This window comes from Roseateles sp. P5_E8 (assembly GCF_054177665.1).
This window is the reverse complement of record NZ_JBGCUM010000027.1, coordinates 34,161-54,702: the sequence shown is the minus strand read 5'-3', so window position 1 is coordinate 54,702 and position 20,542 is coordinate 34,161. Positions and strand designations below refer to the sequence as shown.

20 protein-coding genes are annotated in these 20,542 nt (G+C 69.3%); 11 read left to right on the top strand and 9 right to left on the bottom strand.

Features of this window, described 5'->3' with window-relative positions; genetic code table 11:
- Positions 1-19: 19 nt before the first annotated feature.
- Positions 20-1,000, bottom strand: a complete 981-nt coding sequence (locus tag ACXRVZ_RS16460; RefSeq protein WP_458232587.1) for a LysR family transcriptional regulator — start codon at positions 998-1,000, stop codon at positions 20-22.
- Positions 1,001-1,102: 102 nt separating this feature from the next.
- On the opposite strand from ACXRVZ_RS16460, the gene ACXRVZ_RS16455 reads away from it, so the two are divergent.
- Together ACXRVZ_RS16455 and ACXRVZ_RS16450 are read left to right on the top strand one after the other, a co-directional pair.
- The gene (locus tag ACXRVZ_RS16455) at positions 1,103-2,125 is read left to right on the top strand and encodes an alpha/beta hydrolase family protein (protein ID WP_457426096.1); all 1,023 of its coding nucleotides are present in this window, start codon (positions 1,103-1,105) and stop codon (positions 2,123-2,125) included.
- 40 nt (positions 2,126-2,165) lie between these two features.
- Complete coding sequence (locus ACXRVZ_RS16450) at positions 2,166-3,014, top strand: UDP-2,3-diacylglucosamine diphosphatase (RefSeq protein ID WP_457426094.1); 849 nt, start codon at positions 2,166-2,168, stop codon at positions 3,012-3,014.
- On the opposite strand, the gene asd is transcribed toward ACXRVZ_RS16450, so the two are convergent.
- The 3 genes from asd to ACXRVZ_RS16435 all read right to left on the bottom strand — a co-directional run bounded on the left by asd (position 3,007) and on the right by ACXRVZ_RS16435 (position 6,357).
- A complete protein-coding gene (asd, locus tag ACXRVZ_RS16445; RefSeq protein WP_457426092.1) occupies positions 3,007-3,924 on the bottom strand; it encodes an archaetidylserine decarboxylase in 918 nt (305 codons plus the stop codon). The genes ACXRVZ_RS16450 and asd overlap by 8 nt on opposite strands.
- Positions 3,925-4,091: 167 nt before the next feature.
- Positions 4,092-5,738, bottom strand: coding sequence for an aminotransferase class III-fold pyridoxal phosphate-dependent enzyme (locus ACXRVZ_RS16440; protein WP_457426090.1), 1,647 nt, complete (start codon positions 5,736-5,738; stop codon positions 4,092-4,094).
- A 4-nt stretch (positions 5,739-5,742) separates the two neighbouring features.
- Positions 5,743-6,357: an Mpo1-like protein gene (locus ACXRVZ_RS16435; RefSeq protein WP_457426088.1), complete on the bottom strand. Its 615-nt coding sequence runs from the start codon at positions 6,355-6,357 to the stop codon at positions 5,743-5,745.
- A gap of 117 nt (positions 6,358-6,474) precedes the next feature.
- Between ACXRVZ_RS16435 and ACXRVZ_RS16430 the strand changes: the two genes are divergently transcribed.
- Complete coding sequence (locus ACXRVZ_RS16430) at positions 6,475-7,716, top strand: glycosyltransferase family 4 protein (protein ID WP_457426086.1); 1,242 nt, start codon at positions 6,475-6,477, stop codon at positions 7,714-7,716.
- A gap of 9 nt (positions 7,717-7,725) precedes the next feature.
- Here ACXRVZ_RS16430 and ACXRVZ_RS16425 read toward each other — a convergent pair whose 3' ends face one another.
- The 3 genes from ACXRVZ_RS16425 to ACXRVZ_RS16415 all read right to left on the bottom strand — a co-directional run bounded on the left by ACXRVZ_RS16425 (position 7,726) and on the right by ACXRVZ_RS16415 (position 9,922).
- Positions 7,726-8,211: a DUF4259 domain-containing protein gene (locus ACXRVZ_RS16425; protein WP_457426084.1), complete on the bottom strand. Its 486-nt coding sequence runs from the start codon at positions 8,209-8,211 to the stop codon at positions 7,726-7,728.
- Between the two features lie 342 nt (positions 8,212-8,553).
- On the bottom strand, positions 8,554-9,378 hold the full coding sequence (locus ACXRVZ_RS16420) for a DUF6279 family lipoprotein (protein ID WP_457426082.1): 825 nt from the start codon (positions 9,376-9,378) through the stop codon (positions 8,554-8,556).
- Positions 9,379-9,442: 64 nt separating this feature from the next.
- Complete coding sequence (locus ACXRVZ_RS16415; protein WP_457426080.1) at positions 9,443-9,922, bottom strand: DUF6265 family protein; 480 nt, start codon at positions 9,920-9,922, stop codon at positions 9,443-9,445.
- A gap of 68 nt (positions 9,923-9,990) precedes the next feature.
- Here ACXRVZ_RS16415 and ACXRVZ_RS16410 point away from each other — a divergent pair, with 68 nt between their 5' ends.
- The 8 genes from ACXRVZ_RS16410 to glcF are packed head-to-tail and all read left to right on the top strand — an operon-like array spanning position 9,991 to position 18,819.
- Entirely contained in the window at positions 9,991-10,476 is a 486-nt protein-coding gene (locus ACXRVZ_RS16410; RefSeq protein ID WP_457426078.1) for a retropepsin-like aspartic protease family protein, read from the top strand.
- Positions 10,473-11,384, top strand: coding sequence for a TraB/GumN family protein (locus ACXRVZ_RS16405; RefSeq protein ID WP_457426076.1), 912 nt, complete (start codon positions 10,473-10,475; stop codon positions 11,382-11,384). The genes ACXRVZ_RS16410 and ACXRVZ_RS16405 overlap by 4 nt, the downstream gene beginning before the upstream one ends.
- A 42-nt stretch (positions 11,385-11,426) precedes the next feature.
- The gene (locus tag ACXRVZ_RS16400) at positions 11,427-12,146 is read left to right on the top strand and encodes a PhaM family polyhydroxyalkanoate granule multifunctional regulatory protein (RefSeq protein ID WP_457426074.1); all 720 of its coding nucleotides are present in this window, start codon (positions 11,427-11,429) and stop codon (positions 12,144-12,146) included.
- Positions 12,143-13,618, top strand: coding sequence for an FAD-linked oxidase C-terminal domain-containing protein (locus tag ACXRVZ_RS16395; protein ID WP_457426072.1), 1,476 nt, complete (start codon positions 12,143-12,145; stop codon positions 13,616-13,618). The genes ACXRVZ_RS16400 and ACXRVZ_RS16395 overlap by 4 nt, the downstream gene beginning before the upstream one ends.
- Before the next feature lie 2 nt (positions 13,619-13,620).
- Positions 13,621-14,832, top strand: coding sequence for a hypothetical protein (locus ACXRVZ_RS16390; RefSeq protein ID WP_457426070.1), 1,212 nt, complete (start codon positions 13,621-13,623; stop codon positions 14,830-14,832).
- 2 nt (positions 14,833-14,834) lie between these two features.
- Positions 14,835-15,908: a glycolate oxidase subunit GlcE gene (glcE, locus tag ACXRVZ_RS16385; RefSeq protein ID WP_458232592.1), complete on the top strand. Its 1,074-nt coding sequence runs from the start codon at positions 14,835-14,837 to the stop codon at positions 15,906-15,908.
- A 17-nt stretch (positions 15,909-15,925) separates the two neighbouring features.
- Complete coding sequence (gene pgm, locus ACXRVZ_RS16380) at positions 15,926-17,578, top strand: phosphoglucomutase (alpha-D-glucose-1,6-bisphosphate-dependent) (protein ID WP_457426068.1); 1,653 nt, start codon at positions 15,926-15,928, stop codon at positions 17,576-17,578.
- Entirely contained in the window at positions 17,578-18,819 is a 1,242-nt protein-coding gene (gene glcF, locus ACXRVZ_RS16375; protein ID WP_457426066.1) for a glycolate oxidase subunit GlcF, read from the top strand. Before pgm ends, glcF begins: the two co-directional genes overlap by 1 nt.
- Before the next feature lie 117 nt (positions 18,820-18,936).
- On the opposite strand, the gene ACXRVZ_RS16370 is transcribed toward glcF, so the two are convergent.
- Complete coding sequence (locus ACXRVZ_RS16370; RefSeq protein WP_457426064.1) at positions 18,937-19,488, bottom strand: hypothetical protein; 552 nt, start codon at positions 19,486-19,488, stop codon at positions 18,937-18,939.
- Positions 19,485-20,516 carry a hypothetical protein gene (locus ACXRVZ_RS16365; protein ID WP_457426062.1) on the bottom strand — a complete coding sequence of 344 codons (1,032 nt, stop codon included), beginning with the start codon at positions 20,514-20,516 and terminating at the stop codon, positions 19,485-19,487. Before ACXRVZ_RS16365 ends, ACXRVZ_RS16370 begins: the two co-directional genes overlap by 4 nt.
- Between the last annotated feature and the right edge of the window lie 26 nt (positions 20,517-20,542).

Below are 20,542 nucleotides of genomic sequence, written 5' to 3'. Positions count from 1 at the left end.
CACGTCGTTGGGCCCGGAGCTAGCGAGCCAGCAGCGTGTCGCGCACAAAGCGCACCAGGGCCCGCGCCGCTTCGGAGCCGGCGGGCACCGGCAGGGTCAGCGCCTGCACGGTGTCCAGGCCGACCAGCAGCTTCCAGCCCGGCAGCAGGTTTCGCAGCGGCGCCGGGTTCGGGTCGGCCACCGCGCCCATCGCCTGCAAGGCCGGGATGGCTTCGACGCAGAAGTCCGGCGCGATGACCAGGCCGGCGCCATGGCGGGCCAGCGCGATCAGCCCGTCCAGGTCGCTGCCCCAGGCCGAGGCCTGCAGGGACACGTCTGCGCGCCGGCCATCCTCGTGCTGCCATTGGCTCGCAAAAGGCTCTTCACCCTGGCCCAGCAGCAGCATGGGCGCCGTGAGCAGATCCTGCGGGCTTTGCGCTGCGGCATGCTGGCCGTTGCCATAGGCGCGGACCTCGAACTTCATCACGGGCTGGGCCACCCAGGCCTCGGGCGGCTTGCTGGTCACGCGGAAGGCGATGTCCAGGCCTTCGCGCATCAGGTCGACGCGGCGGTCGGTGAAGAACAGTTCGTAGCGCACGGCGGGGTGCAAGGCCTGGAAGCGGGCCAGCAGCGGCGCCAGCACATGCCGGCCGAAGCCCGCGGTGGCGCTGATGCGGATGGTGCCGTCGAGCTGGTCGCGGGTCTGGCGCAGGGCCAGGCGGGCGCTCTCGGCGGCCTCGCGGACGGCGCGGGCGCGGGAGTGCAGGCGCCGGCCGGCTTCGGTCAGGCCCAGGCTGCGCGTGCTGCGGGCAAACAGCGTCAGGCCGACGGCGCCCTCGATGGCGGCGATGCGGCGGCTGATGGCCGCGCGCGTGAGGCCGAGGTCGCGGGCGGCCTGGGCGAAGCTACCGGCCTGGGCGACGCGGGCGAAGAGTTCCAGCGCATTGGCGTCCAGGGCTTCCTCGGCGACCGTCTGGCGGCGGCGGCCGATGGCGGGGAGTTTCGGTTCCTTTGTCGACATTTTGTTGACGATATGAGGCTTGTTGTGGATCTAGCGGCTGGAAAGTCGCCAATCTAGACTGACTCAGCCGGTGCCGCAAGCGTGCCGATCTGAGGTTTATCGATGTCCAGCCTGCCTTTGACCCCGTTCGACGCCCTGCCGCGGCCCATCCCGGCGACGAGTGCTCTCGACGACGACTCGGAGTCCGGCGGGCTCCAGGTCCGGCATGTGCCGACGCCCTTGCGCTGCAACGACGGGCGCCTGCTGGCGGCGCAGTGGTTCGAGCCCCCGCCGGCCGTAGGCGTGAAGGCGGTGGCCGTCATCGGCGCGGCCACGGCGGTGCCGGCCAGCTATTACCGCCATTTCGCCGAATGGCTGGCGCAGCGGGGCTACGCCGTGCTGAGCTTCGACTACCGCGGCATCGCCGCATCGCGCGAGGCCTTGCGCCCGGGCGAGGACGTGCGCCTGCGCGACTGGGCGCGTGTCGACATGGCGGCCGCCTTGCATGCGGCGGACAAGCGCCGGCGTGAGGAGGCGGCGCGCCAGGGGCGCGAGCTGGGCCTGCTGTGGGTGGGGCATTCGCTGGGCGGCAATTCGGTCGGCCTGGTGCCGGGGTTTGCGGACAAGGTGGACGCCGTGCTGGGCGTTGCGGCGCAAGTGGCCTACCTGGGTCATTGGTCGGGCTTTGCACGTGTGCAGGGCTGGCTGTTCTTCCACTGGATGTTGCCGCTGCTGGTGCGCCTGCTGGGCCACGCGCCCGGGCGCATGCTCGGGCCGCGCGCGCAGGACCTGCCGGCCGGCGCCGCGCTGGAATGGGCCGCCTGGGGGCGCACGCCGGGCTTCTTGTTCGGTGACGACAGCCTGGCACGCGAGCGGACGTATCACCGCTTCGAAGGCGCCGTGCATCTGTGGAGCATCACGGACGACCATCTCTTCGGCCCCGCAGCGGCGGTGGACGCGCTGGCCGGTCAGTTCAGCGCCGCCCGGGTGCAGCGCCACGTCGTCGCGCCGGCCGAGCTGGGCGTGAAGAAGATCGAGCACTTCGGCCCCTTCCGCCGTGACCTGGGCGCCAGGCTCTGGCCCCGGCTGCTGGCGCCCATCGAGGCGGCAACGCCGCGGCTGGCGGCGCGCCTGCCAGGGGTGTAAGCACCACACATTCACGGTCGCGTCATGACGGGCCGGCAGCATGCGGGCCATGCCGACGCCGCAAGACTCCGCTGCCGCCGATACGCCCACGCTGTCGGTGCGTACCGTCTGGATCTCGGACCTGCACCTGGGCACGCCCGGCTGCCAAGCCAGAGCCTTGCTCGACTTCCTGCGCGACGTCGAGTGCGAGACCCTCTACCTCGTCGGCGACATCATCGACGGCTGGCAGCTGCGCCGCAGCTGGTACTGGCCGCAGTCGCACAACGACGTCGTGCAGAAGCTGCTGCGCAAGGCGCGCAAGGGCACGCGGGTCATCTTCATCCCCGGCAACCACGATGAGTTCGCCCGCAAATACTTGACGCACAACTTCGGCGGCGTGGACGTGATGGAGGAGGCCATGCATGTGACGGCCGACGGCAAGCGGCTGTGGGTCACGCATGGCGACCTCTACGACGGTGTCATCCAGTGCGCGCGCTGGCTGGCCATCATGGGCGACCTGGCCTACGAGTTCACGCTCAAGGTCAACCGCTGGTTCAACCGCGTGCGCGCCAAGTGCGGGCTGCCGTACTGGAGCCTGTCGCGCTACCTCAAGCACAAGGTCAAGCGGGCGGTCAGCTACATCAATGAGTTTGAGAACGCCGTTGCGCGCGAGGCCAAGAAGCGCGGCGCGCATGGCGTCGTCTGCGGCCACATCCACCATGCCGAGATCCGCGAGATCGACGGCATCCTCTACTGCAACGACGGCGACTGGGTGGAGAGCCTGACGGCGCTGGTCGAGCACTTCGACGGCCGGCTGGAGATCATCGACCGAGGCGACCAGGCGGCGCTGCCGGGCATGCTGCCGGCGCTGAAGCCGGTGGCGCTGCCCGAGCCCGAACTGGTCAGCTGAGCTTTAGGAGCGCCTGGCCAGCGCGTATCTGCACGCCGGTCGCAATGCCCTCGGCCAGCTCGAAGCCCGGCGGCACGAAGACGATGATGGTCGAGCCGTGCTCGAACCAGCCCATCTCCTGGCCTTTCGCATGCGGTGCGTCGCAGGGCATCTCGTGGGCGCCCTGGCGCCCCAGGTGCAGCAGCACGTCGAGGAAGTGCAGGCGGATGCTGGCGACGAGGATGGCCGCCACGGGCACCAGCGCGATGGCGTGACCGCTGGCCAGCGTCATGCGCACCACGGCGCGCTCGTTGCGGCAGAACAACCGCTCCACGCGCTTGAGCGCCACGGGGTTCACGTTCCAGGTGTCGCCGCTGAGGTAGGTCACATGTTCCACCGTGCCGTCGGCCGGCGCGTGGAAGCGGTGGTACATCGCCGACGTCAGCCGCAGCGTGACGAAGCGGCCGCCCTCGAAGGCGCTGGCGTCCTGCGTCGGGCCGAACAGTTCCCCGGTTGAATATGGAAAGCCCTTGGCCTGGTAGACCTGACCCTGCCGCACCACGCCGGTCGCGCCGACGATGGCGTCGCTGGGGCTGGCGAAGACCTCGGGCCGCGCATCGAAGACGCGCGAACCGGGCTTCAACTCGCGGGTGAAGCAGTCCTTCAACGAGCGGAAGTTCTTGTGCTTTGCTTCGCTCAGGTCCAGCGGGATGAACCACTGCCAGACTGCAATGGTCAGCTTCGTCAGCGGCGGGCTCTCGATGCGCGAGAACCGGCCCATCAGTTTCGTGAGCGCGATGCGGGGCACGCGGTTGGTAAGCAGGAAGTTCAGGTCCTCCTGGGCCACCAGCCGCTTGAACCAGCCGGCGCGGGGCAGGGCGCTGTCATGCGTCCCGCCGTCCAGCGCGGGCGATGCGTCTTGGTTTTTCATCGCGTTGTCCATTTCGATGTCGGTGCACTTGCGGGCCGAGCGCCGGGCCGCTCCCAAGCCGGCCCGCTTGGCGATGTGCTTGCGGCTGAACGCCGCAAGCATCGCCGTCCCCTCGGGGGACCGACCAGGCTCGCCCGCGTGCAGCGGGCGCGAGACTGGGCGAGGGGTCAAAACTTCTGGCCGAGCATCTCGCGGAATACGCTGCGGCGAATCGACTTGCTGGTCAGCTCCGGCGCCGTCCACCACCAGTTGTCGGCTCGCATCTCGTCACAGGCGGCGACGAAGCGGTCCATGACCTCGGCGAACTCGGCGTCGCCATAGTTCAGGCTGAAGATCAGCCGCCCCGTGCCCACCCAGCTCAACGCCAGGCCGTGCTTGCGCAGATAGAACTGCAGCATCCAGTGGTAGCGACCGGGTTGGTCGTACAGCACCGTCCAGATCGTCGACAGGTTGGCCATGCGAACCGGCGCGCCGGCTGCCTGCAAACGGGCGTTGAACTGCGCGCAGCGGGCATTCCAGCGCTCGTCCAGCCCGTCGTACAGCGCCGCCACCTCGGGCCGGGCGATGCGCTTCAGGAAGGCCGCCATCGCCGCCACCACGTAAGGGTGCGCATTGAAGGTGCCGCGCGCAAAGCAGATGTCGGCCGGCCGGTCCTCGCGGTAGCGCTGCATCAGCGCGCGGCTGCCGCAGACGACGCCCACCGGCAGCCCGCCGCCCAGCGTCTTGCCGTAGGTGACGAGATCGGCCTTGACGCCGAAGTACTGTTGCGCGCCGCCCGGTGCGAGGCGAAAGCCGACAAAGACCTCGTCGAAGATCAACACGATGCCGCGCGCGGTGCAGACCTCGCGCAGCTTCTTCAGCCAGGCCGTGTAGGCCTCGCGGTCATAGCTGGCGCGGCGGCTGCCGTCGATGAGGCTGGAGTCGCCCGGCGCGCTCACGTTGGGGTGCAGGGCCTGCAGCGGGTTGACCAGCACGCAGGCGATGTCGCGCCGCGTGGCCAGCACCTTCAGCGAGCGCTCGGCCATGTCCTGCAGCGTGAAGGTCTCGCGCGGCGGCAGCGGGTTGCCGGGGCCGGGCTGCACGTCCTCCCACCAGCCGTGATACGCGCCGGCAAAGCGCACCAGGCGCTTGCGCTTGGTGTGATAACGCGCCAATCGCACGGCCTGCATGACGGCCTCGGTGCCGCTCATGTGGAAGCTCACCTCGTCCTGGCCGGAGGCAGCCTTCAGGCGCGTGAGCACGTCCAGCACGCAGGGGTGGTAGGCGCCCAGCACCGGGCCCAGCTCGCTCGCCGTGGCGACGGCTTCGGCGATGCATTCCTTGTAGGCGTCATAGCCCAGCACGTTGACGCCGTAGGAGCCGGTCAGGTCGTAGAGGCGGTTGCCGTCCAGGTCCTCCACCCGCACGCCGTCGCTGTGCCGCAGGAAGGCGCCCACCTTCAGATGCTCGCGCAGCACCGGGCTGAACTGGAAGGGCACACGGTAGCGGCCGGTGAACTTCAGGTCGGAGATGGTGTCGCGCGCCTGCTCGGTGGCCGCGAGCGTCTTTGCAAAGCGCGTGTCGAAGTCCGCACCCAGCCGGCGCAGCGCGGCTCGGCGTTGCGACGCGACCTCGTCGGGCGCGCCGTCCGCGTTGAAGAACTGCGCCTCGTCATAGGCATAGCCCGGCACCCAGCGCGCCAGCCGCTTGGCCATGCGCGAATGGCCGGCGAGGGACCGGTGCTTGGCCCGCGACAGCTCGATGCGCCGCTTGGCCGCCGGCAGCAGCGCAAGCAGGCCCAGCGCCAGCGCCGACAGAGTGAAGGTTTCGTCCATCGGCTCAGTGCGCCTGCTGGCCCACGTGGTCCATGGGGTCGATCAATTGGCCGCGCAGCAGATACAGCGGCGCCTTCCAGTACAGCATCACGTCATGGAAGGGGTCGGTGATGATCTTGAAGCCCCAGGCCAGGCCTTGCATCAGGTTCTGCGTGACCCACAGCTGCACGACGCGGAAGACCAGGCCCGTGACGCCCAGGCAGAACCAGGCCATCCCGACGTCCTCGACATAACCTTTCAGACCCACGGCGGGTTCGATGAGACCGCCCAGAGACGGCGCCAGCCACAGCACGGCCGGCAGCGCCACCCACACCGCCATCAGCACGATCTTGCGGCGGATGTTGTAGCCAATCTTGATCTCTTCCTTGTATTCGTCGGTGGCCTGGTTGACATGGTCGTAGCCGCGCGGCTCGAAGAAGAAGTGACCCGCCTGGCGCGTCGTCATCGACACGCACCAGGCCAGCAGCGCCGACCACGCCGGGTTCACGAACAGCAGTGCATACGACACCAGGAAGCTCAAGGCACTGATCAGGTGCAGGCTCTGGTTGATGCGGCTGTGGTGGTAGTAGCGGTGGTCGTCCCAGCGCTGGGTCTTCAGGGTTTGGAAAAACTCGTTCACGTTGTCCCGTCCTCGGAGTGTGGTTGGCAGCGGAGCGGATGGTGGGGGCGTTGCGTGAAATCGGCGTGACGGTCGCGTTGTCATCGTTCTGTTGCATAGAGCCGTGACCATCTGCGCATGAACCCCGCACACGACGCTGACGACATCCTGGTCGACGACCTCCCTGCGCCGCGCCACTCGCGCCGGCTCGCGGTGGTGACGGAGACCTACCCGCCCGAGGTCAACGGCGTCGCCATGTCCATGGCGCGCGTCGTCGACGGCCTGAACCGCCGCAACCACGACGTGCAGCTGATCCGCCCGCGCCAGCCGGCCAAGCTAACGTCGGCACCGACCGGCAAGCCCGCCGTAGACGAGGTCCTCACCAAGGGCCTGCCCGTGCCGCTCTATCCCAACCTGCGCATGGGCGTGCCGAGCAAACGCGCGCTGGTGAAGCTGTGGTCACTGAAGCGACCAGACGTCGTGCACATCGCCACCGAGGGGCCGCTGGGCTGGTCCGCCTTGCAGGCCGCACAACACCTGGCGCTGCCCGTCACGTCGGACTACCGCACCAACTTTCACGCCTACGGCAAGCACTACCGCCTGGGCCTGCTGTCCAAGCCCATCATGGGCTATCTGCGCAAGTTCCATAACCGCTGCGACGCAACCATGGTGCCCACCGAAGCGATCCGCGTGCAGCTCGCGGAACGCGGCTTCGAGCGGCTGAGTGTGGTGGGCCGGGGCGTGGATGCGCAGCGCTTCGACCCCGCGCGCCGCAGCGCCGCGATGCGCGAGAGCTGGGGTGCGGGGCCGAACGATCTGGTCATGGGCTACGTCGGCCGCCTGGCGCCGGAGAAGAACCTCGGCGTCGTGCTGGCCGCATTTGAAGCCGTCAGGATCGCGCAGCCGCGAGCGAGGCTGGTGTTCGTCGGCGACGGCCCGATGCGCGCCGAACTCGCTGCGCGCGTGCCCGACGCCGTGTTTGCGGGCCAGCGCAGCGGTGACGACCTCGCGGCGCACTACGCGGGCCTGGACCTCTTCCTGTTCGCCAGCCTCACCGAGACCTTCGGCAACGTCACGACCGAGGCCATGGCCAGCGGTTGCGCGGTCGTCGCATTCGAGAGCGCAGCGGCGGGTGAGTTGATTCGCACGGGCGTGAATGGCTGGCTGGCGGGGGCGGGCCGGGAGGCCGATTTCATCGCCGCCGCGCGCCTGGCGGCTGCTGACGGCGCGGCACGTCGCGCGGTAGCGGACGGCGCGAGGGCGGCAGCGCGGCGGCTCGACTGGGGCGACATCACGGCGCGGTTTGAGTCGGTGCTGGAAGGCGCGATTGCGCGGGTCGAGCCAGGGTTTGCGATGCAGCGTTTGCAGCCGGCAGCCTGAGCTTGGCAATCAAGCCGGGGGCTTCGATGCAGGTCGAGAGAGGCGCGCCAGCAACTCGTTAACGCTGCCTTCCCAGCGAGAAAGGTTGTCGGCGTGCAGGCTCCAGTTTTCTCGCAGTTCTGATTTCGAGCCGAGTACACCGGCGAGGGCTGTCTTTGCCTGTGGTGCAAGCACACGGAACTTCGCACCGAACTTGGTGACGATGGGAGACAACTGCTGCGGAAACGCTTTGCATGGATGACCAAGGCTGGCCGCAACGACTTCTGCCGCAGCAATGATCGACTCACCGTCGAAGCTTTCGATAGCTTTGCCCGCGGTGCCGCGCGCCAACGTGGAGCGAAGGAAGGCGGCGGTCGGCTGTTCCTCGAACTTTCTTACCCAATCGAGCGCACTGTCGTTCTCAAAGCTCTCGTGTGACCAGGTGCCGGCATATGCGCGCGAGGTTTTCAGGCATGCCGCGGAGACGATGAACAGCATTTGGCGGCGGTTGAGCATCTGGCATCTCCGTTGGTGACAGACGGCACTATGCCGACGCTTTACCTTCGGCAGCTAGCTTCGACGACGTGAACAAGCACCCACTCGACGCATCCCATCCAAGCCGATCAGCGTCGAAATGGCGCCGGCAACCAGTACACCCGGCCCGCTCAACGTCTCCCAATCGGCACTCCCACGGCCTCACACGTCGAAAACGCCGCCAGCATCGCCAATACGCCGAGGTTCTCGTCCAGGGCGAGGTCATCCACCTGCGCGATGACCGGCATCGGCAGCTCCAGCGGGCCGAGCCCAGCTTTGGGCTGGCGAGGCTGCAGCCGGCGGCCTGAGAGGCTTCGTCGAGCCCTAACCGGCCTGCAGCGAGCGCAGCTCGGCCGCCCAGTCGCCCCAGTGCTTGCGCACGGCCTCGCGCTGCTCGGCGCTCAGGCCATTTAGCAGCTTCAACAGGCTGGCGATGATCTGTTCGCGGTAGGCCTGCTCGGCCGGCAGCGGCAGCAGGTTCTGCATCAACAAGGCCGTGCCGCCGGCCAGGTCCTGGCGCGACCAGGCCCGCAGCGACTCCAGCGTGCGCGCCTGGCGGGTTGCGCGGCCCTGGGCCATGGCGGCCAGGTCGAAATGCCAGCCCTCGGCGTTGCTGCGGGCCTGCCGGCGCGTGGCGCGGTCCAGGTCGCCCAGCCAGCGCTCCAGGTTGGTCACATAGCGCTTGCCGCGCTCGGCCGGGCCGCCCTTGCCGGCCTGCTTGTCGCGCCACTCGGTGGTCTTCTCGTCCATCTTCTTCTGCAGGCGCTGCCATTGCTCGGGCCTGAGCCCCGCCAGCAGCGGCGCGGCCAGGGGTGCGGCGTGCTGCAGGCTGCGCTCGGCGCTGGCCCGCGCGCCGCGCTCCAGCGCCAGCAGCTCGTCCTGCGTCACGCCCTCGTCAAGCGCCGCATGGGCCTGGCGCAGCAGGGCCAGCCATTGCGGCAGTTCCTCGCGTCGGTGCCAGGCCTGCCAGGCCTGCAACTGGGTCTTGAGTTGCGCGCGCTGGGTGCTGTCCAGGTCCAGGTAGTTGTCGGCCCACAGGCCGGCCAGCAGCGGCAGTTGCTGGTAGGCCAGCGTCACACTGGAGCAGCCGGCGACCGCAAGCACGGCAAGCAGCGAAAGGAGGGTGGCGAGGCGCTTGAGCAGGTGCATGGACGGAGAGAAGTTAGCGGTTGCCAGCCTCGTGGCAAACCGCGTGCCCACGGCGCTCAGGGTCTCAAGGGCAGGTGCCGCGCTGCAAGGTGAAGTCCACGCCCAGTTCCTTGCCGTTCAGCGTGCCTTCGATGCGTGCGGCCAGGCGGTCGGGCGCTGCCAGCCGGTAGATGACGCGCTGCGGGAAGCCATGAGTCGGGTTCTCGAACACCGCCTCGGGCTGCTTGGGGTCGATCTGGCGCAGCAGCTTGAACTCCGTCGGCGGGCGGCCCTGGGGCTGGGCCATGTAGGCCAGCTTGCCGTCGGCACCGGCGCGGATCTGCATGAACTCGAAGTCGACGACGCGGCCAGCCTTGAGCGTGCGCGCCATGCCCAGCATCAGGCCGCCGGCCGGCGTTGTCCACTGCTCGCCCGAGCCGGCGTCGCGGCCCTGCTCGGCCCAGCAACCCGCCAGCCAGGCGACGGATGCCAGAGGATCGGTTTGAGCCTGGGCCTGGGTGACAGGCAGGCAGGCGGCGAGCAACAGGGTGGGCAGCAGCTTCATGTCACGGATTCTGGATCGGCCGGTTATCGTTGGCTCCCGCGCAAACCCTGGTTTTTCCCTAGGTCACCATGTCCCACAAGGATCTGCCCCACGCCGCCAAGCTGCTGACGATCTGGCTGGTGATCGGCCTCGTCATCTTTCTCGGCATCAAGGCTTGGGAACGCGAGCGGGAGGCCAGCCGCTTCAAGCTTGCTGGCCAGACGGTCGTACTGACCCGCGCACCCGATGGCCACTTCCACTGGCCGGGCCGGGTGGGCGACATCGAGGTGGACTTTCTGGTCGACACCGGCGCCACGTCCACCGCCATACCGCAGGCGCTGGCCGAGCGCGCGGGGCTGAAGCCGCTGGGCACCATCAGCACGCAGACGGCCGGCGGCGCCGCCAGCGGCTTCGCGGCGCGTGCCGACGTGTCGCTGGAGGGCGGCGTGCGCGCCGACCGCCTGATGGTGGCCGTGCTGCCCAACCTGGGCGCGCCGCTGCTGGGCATGGACGTGCTGGGGCGCCTGCACTTCTCCCAGAAACCCGGCGAACTCCGCATCGAATCCAAAGAATGATCCGAATCCTTTTGCTACTTTCGTTGTTCGCCAGCAGCGCCCACGCCAGCTGCCCGCCCACTCCCGCCCAGCCCGGCGCGACTCAGGCCGCCGCCTGGGCTGCCAAGGCGCCCAACCGCGGCCCGCTGTGGCGCATCAGCCGGGGCGGCCACAGCAGCTATCTGTTCGGCAGCCTGCACATCGGCAAGCCCGACTGGGCCTACCCCGGCCCGGCGCTGCGCCAGGCCTGGGCAGAGACCGAGGTGCTGGCCGTGGAGCTGGACCCGGCCGACATCGGCCCGGCGCTGGCCGCGCTGCCGCCAGCTGCGCCGCTGGCGCCCGCGCTGGCGCAGCGCGTGGAGGCCCAGTCGCGCCTGGCTTGCCTGCCGCCCGGCGTGCTGGCCGCCTTCCCCGCCATGCTGCAGCTCAGCACGCTGACGCTGCTGGAGGCCCGCCGCGATGGTTTCGACGCCGGCTTTGGCCAGGACATGATGCTGATGGCACTGGCCAAGGCCGAGGGGCGGCCGGTGCAGTCGCTGGAAAGCGTGGCGGAACAGCTCGCCGCGCTGGAGCCCACGGCGGCCGAGCTGCCCACGGTGGTTGACGGCGCGCTGCGCCAGCTGCAGGCCGGCCAGATGCGCGCGCCGCTGCGCCGGCTGGCCGACGTCTGGGCGCGGGGCGACATGAAGGCGCTGGGCGACTACGCGCGCTGGTGCGGCTGCGCCGACAGCCCGGCCGAGCGCGCCTGGCTCAAGCGCGTCAACGACGAGCGCAATGTGCAGCTCGCCGCCCGCATCGAGGCGTTGCACGGCGCCGGCCAGCGCCTGCTGGTGGCGGTGGGCGCGCTGCACGTGAGCGGGCCCGAGGCGCTGCCCAGGTTGCTCGCCCAGCGTGGATTTAGCGTCGAGGCCGTGCACCCCGCGAAGTAGCATCGCGGGGCCAACAAGGCCTCAGGCCACCAGGAGACAACCATGAGCGACAACAGCTTCACCAAGTTCGTGCCCGGATTCGACTTCCTGCAAGGCCTCGTGAAAGGCGCGGGTTCGGCGCTTCCCGGCATCGGCCAGTGGGTCGCGCCCACGCTCAACCCGGAGGAGCTGGGCAAGCGCATCGAGGAGTTGCGCACCGTGCAGTTCTGGCTGGAGCAGAACGCCCGCATGCTGGCCGCCACCATCCAGGCGCTGGAGGTGCAGCGCATGACGCTGTCCACGCTGCAGACCATGAACGTGCCGCTGGCGCAGCTGCGCGACAGCCTCAAGCTGCCGGAGTCGCCGGTGTGGCCGAGCATCCCGCCCGAGATCATGGCCGCCGCCGCGCCGGTGGCCCAGGCTGCGGCCAAGAAGACTGTGGAGACAGCGGCCAAGGTCGCCACCAAGACGGCAAAGACTGTCGCCGAGACCGCCAGCCCGGCCGCCGTCGTCGACCCCACGCAGTGGTGGACGGCGCTGAGCCAGCAGTTCACGCAGCTCGCCACCTCGGCCATGAAGGACACCGCCACCGACGCGGCCAAGAACCTCGCCGGCAGCCTCGTCAAGCAGAGCTTTGACGCCGCCAGCGACACGCTCAAGCGCGCCGCCAGCGTGCCGGGCGCGGTGGTGGGTGGCGTGGCCAAGGGTCTGGCGCCCAAGCCCGCCGCCAGGACCGCCACGAACGCCAAGACCACCAAGTCGCGCGCGCCGCGGAAGGCTTGAACGCTCCAGACTTACCCACCCGTCGCGCCGCCGTGATCGCGGCGTTGGCACCGCTGCTGCCGTCGCATGCGCTCCTGCACCAGTCGGAGCAGACCACGCCCTACGAATGCGACGGCCTGACGGCCTACCGCCAGCGCCCGCTGGCCGTGGCGCTGCCGGAGACCGAGGCGCAGGTTGCGGTCGTGCTGAAGGCCTGCCACCGTCTCGGCGTGCCGGTGGTTGCACGCGGCGCCGGCACCGGCCTGTCCGGCGGCGCGATGCCGCATGAACTGGGCGTCACGCTGGCGCTGGCCAAGTTCAACCAGATCCTGTCCGTCGACCCGCTGGCCCGCACGGCGCGCGTGCAATGCGGCGTGCGCAACCTTGCCATCAGCGAGGCCGCTGCACCGTTGGGCCTGTACTACGCGCCCGACCCCAGCAGCCAGATCGCCTGCACCATCGGCGGCAACGTCGCCGAGAACAGCGGCGGCGTGCACTGCCTGAAGTACGGCCTGACGCTGCACAACGTGCTGCGCGTGCGCGGCTTCACGGCCGAGGGCGAGGCCATCGAGTTCGGTTCAGAAGCGCTGGATGCGCCGGGCCTGGACCTGCTGGCGCTGGTGATCGGCAGCGAGGGCATGCTGGCCGTCGTCACCGAAGTGACGGTGAAGCTTGTGCCCAAGCCTCGGCTCGCACGCTGCCTGATGGCCAGCTTCGACGACGTTCGCAAGGCCGGCGACGCGGTCGCGGCCATCATCGCGGCCGGCATCATCCCGGCCGGCCTGGAGATGATGGACAAGCCAATGACGGCGGCCGTCGAGGACTTCGTGCATGCCGGCTACGACCTGACGGCCGAGGCCATCCTGCTGTGCGAGAGCGACGGCACGCCCGAGGAAGTCGCCGAGGAGATCGCCCGCATGGAGGCGGTGCTGCTGGGCAGCGGCGCGACGCGAGTGCAGGTCAGCGAGGACGAAGCCCAGCGCCTGAAGTTCTGGAGCGGCCGCAAGAACGCCTTCCCCGCGAGCGGCCGCATCAGCCCCGACTACATGTGCATGGACTCGACCATCCCGCGCAAGCACCTCGCCACCATCCTGCTCGACATCCAGCAGATGGAAAAGAAATACGGCCTGCGCTGCGCCAACGTCTTCCATGCCGGCGACGGCAACCTGCATCCACTGATCCTGTTCGATGCCAACGACCCCGACCAGTTGCACCGCTGCGAGCAGTTCGGCGCCGAGATCCTGGAGCGCAGCGTGGCGCTGGGCGGCACGGTGACGGGCGAACACGGCGTGGGCGTCGAGAAGCTCAATTCGATGTGCGTGCAGTTCAGTGCCGAGGAGCGCGAGCAGATGCTGAAGCTGAAGGCGGCCTTCGACCCCGCCGGCCTGCTGAACCCGGGCAAGCAGATTCCGAGCTTGAGCCGCTGCGCAGAGTACGGCCGCATGCATGTGAAGCGCGGGCTGTTGGCGTTTCCTGAACTGGAGAGATTCTGAAGATGCGATCGACCCTTTGGCTTGCCGCCTTGCTGTGGACGGCCATCGCAGCGCCCGCGTCCGCCCAGCAGGCGCCCGATGTGGCGGCCTCGGCGGTGCCCGATACGTCGGCGCTGCCGCCGGCCATGGTGAGGAGCCTGCTGGACGACGCTCTGCAGCAGCTCAAGAACAGCAATGTGCCGGAGAAGACGATCAGCGCCGCCGTCGACGAAGCCAGCGGGCAGGCGCTGATGCTCGTCATCAAGGGCGATGGCCGCGGCGCGCTGGAGGCGATGAAGCCGTTGGCGAAGTTCGCGCCGCTGAAGTACTTCCCCAGCCTGCGCGTGCAAGCGAGCCTGGCGGCCGCCTACAAGCAGCTGGGCGACACGGCGCTGGCCGATCTGCACCGGACCAACGCGCAACTGCTCGGCGAATCCCTCGCACTCGGCAAGTCGGCCGACGCACCGATCAAGGTGCAGCATCAGGTGCAGATCGGCGACGTGATGATGCTCGGCGGCGGCAAGCCCAAGGACATCCGCTTCGAGACCGCTGCGAACGGGAGCCGGCTGCTGGTGCTGGAGTTCGCGGACGCGGCGAACCGGCGCTACCTCGAACTGCCCGCCGCTGCCACACGGTCACAGCCCGCCGTGCAGCGTTACGCCCCCCTGCCGCAGGACGGCATGCCTGCCGAGATGCGCGCCGCCATCACCGACGGCGGGCTGATGCTGGAGCGCTTCCTGAGCGCCAAGGACTTCAATTACATGCGGCTGGAGCATGCGCTGCGCGAGACCGTCGAGGCGGTCGACCAACTGGTCATGAAGCGCCAGTCGGCCCAGGCCCTGGCACGCCTGCAGACGCTGGCCGAGATCCGCCCGCTGGACGAGATTCCGCACGTGCCGCTGCTGTCGCGGCTGAGCTTCCTGCAAGGCGACGTCGGCAACCACGCAGAGCAGCAGCGCCTGCGCCTCAAGCTCTTCGGGCTGCAGCAGGCCATCGGCGCGAAGGGCGATGCGTCGAGCATCGAGACGGCCATCGAGGTGCCCTTCGTCACCATCGAGTACGACTGGCTGGTCGACAGGAAGCTGCGCAGCGAGCGCCAGTCGCTGGTGCACCAGGGCGGCAGGTCCTACGACGTGCTGGACGTGGTGGACGAGAACGGCCAGCAGAGCAAGCGCTATTTCGACGTGACCCGCCTGTTCGCGCTGCGCATGGCCGGCTTCGGCGCCAAGCCATGAGCATGAACGCCGCCCTGCACCCGCTGCGCGAGGCCGTGCTGGCCGGCCAGCCCCTGCGCATCACCGGCCACGGCAGCAAGGACTTCTACGGCGAAGTGCCGCAGGGCGAGCCGCTGTCCACGCTGGCTCTGAACGGCGTGACGGCCTACGAGCCCAGCGAGTTGTTCATCAGCGCGCTGGCCGGCACGCCCATCGGCGATGTCGAAGCGCTGCTGGCGCAACACCACCAGCGCCTGGCCTTCGAGCCGCCGCGCTTCGGTGGCCGTGGCACGGTGGGCGGCATGGTTGCCGCCGGCCTCTCGGGCCCGACGCGCGCGGCGCTCGGCTCCGTGCGCGACCACCTGCTCGGCGCCGTGCTCATCAACGGCGCGGGCGAGCTGCTGAGCTTTGGCGGCACGGTCATGAAGAACGTCGCCGGCTTCGACGTCAGTCGCGTGCTGGCCGGGTCCATGGGCCAGCTCGGCCTCATCACCGAGGTCACGCTGAAGGTGCTGCCGCTGCCGGCTGCCACGGCGACGCTGCGCTTCGAGTTCAATCAGAGCGCCGCACTGATGGCGCTGAACCGTTGGGGCGGCGAGCCGCTGCCCATCGAGGCCAGCGCCTGGTGGGACGGGGCGCTGCTGGTGAGACTGGCCGGTGCCAATGCCGCCGTCGAAACCGCCGCGCGCAAGCTGGGCGGCGATGTCCTGCCGGCCGACCTGGTCGAGCCGTTCTGGACCGGCCTGCGCGACCATGCCGATGAGTTCTTCATCGGCGCCGAGCGCGCCGTGGCCGGTGGCGCGCGCTYGTGGCGCCTGAGCCTGCCCAGCACCGCGCCCGAGCTGAAGCTGCACGGCGAACAGCTCGTCGAATGGGGTGGCGCCCAGCGCTGGGTCGTCACGCCGCTGCCGCCGGCCGGCATGCGCGAAGCGGCTGCGGCTGTGGGCGGGCATGCCACGTGCTTCCGTGCACTGGACAAGGCCGGCGGTGCTTTCACGCCGCTGAGCGCGCCGCTGGCGGCCATCCACAAGCGGCTGAAGGCTTCGTTCGACCCGAATGGCGTCTTCAACCCCGGCCGCCTCTACCCGAATCTCTGAACCAGGACCTCAACACCATGTCGTCTCGACTCCACCCCCTGGCCGGCCAGCCGGCGCCCGCCGATACGCTCATCGACCTGGATGCGCTGCTGGAGGCCTACTTCTCGCGCCAGCCCGACCCGAGCAGCCCCGAGCAGCAGGTGTCCTTCGGCACATCCGGCCATCGCGGCTCGTCGCTGGACGGCTCGTTCAACGAATGGCATGTGCTGGCCATCACGCAGGCCATCGTCGACCACCGCAAGCAGCAGGGCATCGCCGGCCCGCTGTTCCTGGGCGCGGACACGCATGCGCTGTCGGCCCCGGCGGTGACCAGCGCGCTGGAGGTGCTGGCCGCCAACGGCGTTGACGTGATGCTGGCACCCGCCGGGCAGTTCACGCCCACACCGGCCGTGTCGCTGGCCATCCTGGAATACAACCAGGGCAAGACGGGCAGCGCGCGGGCGGACGGCATCGTCGTCACGCCCTCGCACAACCCGCCGCGCGATGGCGGCTTCAAATACAACCCGCCGCATGGCGGCCCGGCGGACAGCGACATCACGTCCGGCATCCAGAAGGACGCCAACGCCTACCTGCAGCAGTTGCTGCAAGGCGTGCATCGGCTGGATGCCGACAGCGCGTTGGCGGCGAGCACGACGCACGAGCACGACTACTTGGCCCAGTACGTCGAGCTGCTCGGCAACGTCATCGACTTCGACGTCGTCCGCGCTTCCGGCATCCGCCTGGGCGTGGACCCGCTGGGCGGCGCGGGTGTGTCCTACTGGCCGGCCATCGCCGAGCGCTACAAGCTGCCGCTGACGGTGGTCAGCGACGTGGTGGACGGGCGCTTCCCCTTCATGTCGCTGGACTGGGACGGCAAGATCCGCATGGATCCGTCCTCGCCCTACGCGATGCAGCGCCTCACGCAGCTGCGCGACAAGTTCGACGTCGCCTTCGCCTGCGACACCGACCATGACCGCCACGGCATCGTCACGCCCAGCGGCGGTCTCATGCAGCCCAACAACTACCTGAGCGTGGCGGTGGACTATCTGTTTCGCAACCGCCCCGGCTGGGGTGCGGGCGCGGGCATCGGCAAGACGGTGGTGACGACCGCAATGATCGAGCGCATCGCGCGCGGCCTGGGTGCGCCGCTGTTCGACGCGCCGGTGGGCTTCAAGTGGTTCTCGCCGGGTCTGCTGGACGGCAGCCTGGGCCTGGGCTGCGAGGAGAGCGCGGGCGCGTCCTTCCTGCGCCGCGACGGCCGCGTCTGGACGACCGACAAGGACGGCATCGCCGCCGCGCTGCTGTCCGCCGAGATCACCGCGCGCACGGGCAAGGACCCCAGCCAGTATTTCGAATCGCTGGCCGCCACCTACGGCACGCCCTACGCGGACCGCGTCGACGGCGCCGCGACGCGCGAGCAGAAGGCGCGGCTGTCGAAGCTGACTGCCGCCGATGTGCAGGCCACGTCACTGGCCGGCGAGGCGGTCGAGTCCGTCATCAGCACCGCGCCGGCGAATGGTGCGGCCATCGGCGGCATCAAGGTGTCCACCGCCAACGGCTGGTTCGCGGCGCGGCCGTCGGGCACGGAGGACATCTACAAGGTCTACGCCGAAAGCTTCCGCGATGAGGCGCATCTGCAGGTGCTGCTGCGAGAAGCCCAGGACATCGTCAACAAGTCCCTCGCGAGCTGATGCAAACCACCCTCGCCCCCGAATTCGCCGGTACGCCCGACGGCATCGAGGCCGAGGCCATCCTGCGCCGCTGCGTGCACTGCGGCTTTTGCACCGCCACCTGCCCAACCTACCAGCTGCTGGGCGACGAACTGGACGGGCCGCGGGGGCGCATCTACCTGATCAAGCAGGTGCTGGAAGGCGTCGAGCCCACGCGGGAGACGCAGCTCCACCTGGACCGCTGCCTGACCTGCCGCAACTGCGAGACGACCTGTCCGTCGGGCGTCGAGTACGGCCATCTGGTCGACATCGGCCGGCGCGTCGTCGACGCCAAGGTGGAGCGCCCGGCCAGCGAACGCCGCGTGCGCTGGCTGCTGAAGGAGGGGCTGACCTCGCCCCTGTTCAAGCCGGCGATGAAGCTGGGCCAGGCGCTGCGGCCGCTGGTGCCTGCGTCGTTGCAGGACAAGGTGCCGGCCAAGCCGCCGGCCACCGCGCACGACTGGCCGACGCGTCAGCTCAACCGCAAGGTGCTGCTGCTGCTGGGCTGCGTGCAGCCGGCCATGGCGCCCAACATCAACAGCGCGACGGCGCGCGTGCTGGACGCGGCGGGCATACAGACCGTGGTGGCGGATGGCGCCGGCTGCTGCGGCGCCATCCGCGAGCACCTCGGCGACCACGATGGCGCGCTGGCCGACATGCGCCGCAACATCGACGCCTGGTGGCCGTTGGTGGCCGGCCCGGGCGAGCGCGTCGAGGCGCTGGTCATGAACGCCTCGGGCTGCGGCGTGACCGTGAAGGACTATGCCCACGCCCTGGCCCATGACCCGGCCTACGCGGACAAGGCCAGGCGCATCGGTGAAGTCACCAAGGACTTGAGCGAGCTGCTGCCCGACCTCGTGCCGGCGCTGAAGAGCCGGCTCAAGGCCAAGGGAGGTTCGCTGGCCTACCACCCGCCCTGCACGCTGCAGCATGGCCAGCAGCTGCGCGGCGGCGTCGAGGCCGGGATGCGCGAACTGGGCTTTCGCATCGCCTGCGCGCCGACCGACAGCCACCTCTGCTGCGGCTCGGCCGGCACCTATTCGGTCCTGCAACCCGAGCTGTCGAAACAGCTGCGCGACCGCAAGCTCGCGGCCCTGGCGCCGCTGCATGCCGAGCAGATCGTGTCGGCCAACGTCGGCTGCATCCAGCACTTGCAAAGCGGCACGACCCAGCCGGTGCGGCATTGGGTCGAGGTGCTGGACGACGCGCTGAGGGGCGTCTGAGGCGCGGCTGCTGTGCCGGTTTTCAATGGGCACTCCGATGGATGCGGCGCCACGGCTTGAGCGTTGATATCCGGGCTCAGCCTTCGGGCAGGCCAATGCCGCCGGACAGGTGATGTCCTAGGCAATACCAGCCTTGCGGCGGCTGGGTGCAAGCGCCAGGCATCCCGCGATTGCGAGCGCGATGGACGAAGGCTCCGGCACATCGTTGATCACAAATGCCATGTGGTTGCTGTCATCAGGGCGGGTTGCGCCGAGGTTCGTCACCGCGCAGCCCCAGTTGTCGTCTGGAAGGCCATTGCAATCAGAAAAGCCGTTGTACAGATCGATCGTGCCCGCCGCAGTGGTCGTGAGTGTCCAGTCCATCAGGACCGGATTCGTGCCCAGCGGGCTCCACCATCCGGGCGCAGCCGAGATGGACACCCAGTCGAAATCCCCGGTCCCGCTGGCGAAGAGATGGACGTCCATGGCGGACAGGTGTTCGGTTGGGTCTGCGTTGCTGCTGCCGATCGTCTGGAAGTGCAGGGTGTCGCCGACATGCACATTTGACAGGTCCGTGCCTGGCGCTGGCGCCAAGGTCAGCACCAGGGCGGCCCGTGAAGGAGCGGCAAAGGCCAGCAGGAGCAGCAGCGTCGCAAGCAAGGACGCGGAACGGCTGAACATGGGTGTCATGGCAGGTCCCCTTCGATCGTCGATGCGCCTGGCAGCGCAGGCCGAGCCCTCGCCCGTAACCAGGGCATCAGCAGCAGACCCGCAGCGATGAGCGAGACGGAACTGGGCTCAGGGACGGCTGGTGTGGCGTCCGGGTACGCGTGGGTGTAGTCGAATCCGCTGTCCGAACTGACGCTCAGCTTCGCAAGCGAGATCTCCGAGTCGCCCAGGTACACGCCCGTGACGCCGTTCCAGGCCAGCGTATGGCCGAGGTCGGCGAAGCCGGCGGCACTGGCGCCGTGGGTGTAGGCGTCGCAGTAGTAGCCCCAGAAGCTGGAGCAGAGGACGCCGGCCGTGCCACCCGCTCCCACCGAGCCGGAGAGCGAGAGCGTCATCGGTGTGCCGAGCACCACTCGCGTGCTGAAGTCATAGAATCGGAAGTCGTCTTGCTGGTCCGAATTCGTGACCGAGTGGAAGCCGACACCCGAAAGGTCGGCATTCGAATAGAAGCGCAGGTCCCAGTCGTAGATGCGAAAGCCGCTGGCCGTCCCGCCCTGAAGCAGGCTGGTGTTGACCCCGGTCGAGCCGTCGATGCGGATCTGGAAATTCATCGTGACCGCGGTGCCGGCGGCCAGGCCCGCGACGTTCCATACGGTGCCGTCGCGGAAGCCGCCGCTGGCGTAGCCGTAGCCTGAGGCGCCACCTGGGTCGTAGACGTCGGGGCCCGCGCCCTGCACGAAGGCCGAGCCGTTGGCCGACAGGTGCAAGCCGCCCGGCCCCACGGAAGCCCAGCCGGTGCCGCCGGCCGATTCGGTCAGGCCCATGCTCGGATCGAGCACCGACGCCTGCGTGCTGACCTGCAGCGGCGCGGACGGGTTCGTGCTGGTGACCACCACGTTGGGTGGCGCCTGCGTCACGGTGCCCGCGTGCATGCTGGCGGAGGCGCCGACCGTGGCGGTGCCGGAGTAGTCGGCCTGGGCCGGCGGGGCGGCCGCGACCAGCAAGGCGGCCATCGCGGGGGCCATCGGTCGAGTGAGCAGAAGTTTCATCACGCAATTCCTCCAGCGGCCGGCGG

Excerpts from the sequence above, each read along its gene's own strand:
- ACXRVZ_RS16400 (WP_457426074.1), top strand. The coding sequence starts at position 11,427 with ATGAGCGACAACAGCTTCACCAAGTTCGTGCCCGGATTCGACTTCCTG.
- ACXRVZ_RS16405 (WP_457426076.1), top strand. The coding sequence starts at position 10,473 with ATGATCCGAATCCTTTTGCTACTTTCGTTGTTCGCCAGCAGCGCCCAC.
- ACXRVZ_RS16425 (WP_457426084.1), bottom strand. The coding sequence starts at position 8,211 with ATGCTCAACCGCCGCCAAATGCTGTTCATCGTCTCCGCGGCATGCCTG.
- ACXRVZ_RS16365 (WP_457426062.1), bottom strand. The coding sequence starts at position 20,516 with ATGAAACTTCTGCTCACTCGACCGATGGCCCCCGCGATGGCCGCCTTG.
- ACXRVZ_RS16430 (WP_457426086.1), top strand. The coding sequence starts at position 6,475 with ATGAACCCCGCACACGACGCTGACGACATCCTGGTCGACGACCTCCCT.
- ACXRVZ_RS16420 (WP_457426082.1), bottom strand. The coding sequence starts at position 9,378 with ATGCACCTGCTCAAGCGCCTCGCCACCCTCCTTTCGCTGCTTGCCGTG.
- ACXRVZ_RS16440 (WP_457426090.1), bottom strand. The coding sequence starts at position 5,738 with ATGGACGAAACCTTCACTCTGTCGGCGCTGGCGCTGGGCCTGCTTGCG.
- ACXRVZ_RS16415 (WP_457426080.1), bottom strand. The coding sequence starts at position 9,922 with ATGAAGCTGCTGCCCACCCTGTTGCTCGCCGCCTGCCTGCCTGTCACC.
- pgm (WP_457426068.1), top strand. The coding sequence starts at position 15,926 with ATGTCGTCTCGACTCCACCCCCTGGCCGGCCAGCCGGCGCCCGCCGAT.
- glcF (WP_457426066.1), top strand. The coding sequence starts at position 17,578 with ATGCAAACCACCCTCGCCCCCGAATTCGCCGGTACGCCCGACGGCATC.
- ACXRVZ_RS16410 (WP_457426078.1), top strand. The coding sequence starts at position 9,991 with ATGTCCCACAAGGATCTGCCCCACGCCGCCAAGCTGCTGACGATCTGG.
- asd (WP_457426092.1), bottom strand. The coding sequence starts at position 3,924 with ATGAAAAACCAAGACGCATCGCCCGCGCTGGACGGCGGGACGCATGAC.
- ACXRVZ_RS16370 (WP_457426064.1), bottom strand. The coding sequence starts at position 19,488 with ATGACACCCATGTTCAGCCGTTCCGCGTCCTTGCTTGCGACGCTGCTG.
- ACXRVZ_RS16460 (WP_458232587.1), bottom strand. The coding sequence starts at position 1,000 with ATGTCGACAAAGGAACCGAAACTCCCCGCCATCGGCCGCCGCCGCCAG.
- ACXRVZ_RS16455 (WP_457426096.1), top strand. The coding sequence starts at position 1,103 with ATGTCCAGCCTGCCTTTGACCCCGTTCGACGCCCTGCCGCGGCCCATC.
- ACXRVZ_RS16390 (WP_457426070.1), top strand. The coding sequence starts at position 13,621 with ATGCGATCGACCCTTTGGCTTGCCGCCTTGCTGTGGACGGCCATCGCA.
- ACXRVZ_RS16450 (WP_457426094.1), top strand. The coding sequence starts at position 2,166 with ATGCGGGCCATGCCGACGCCGCAAGACTCCGCTGCCGCCGATACGCCC.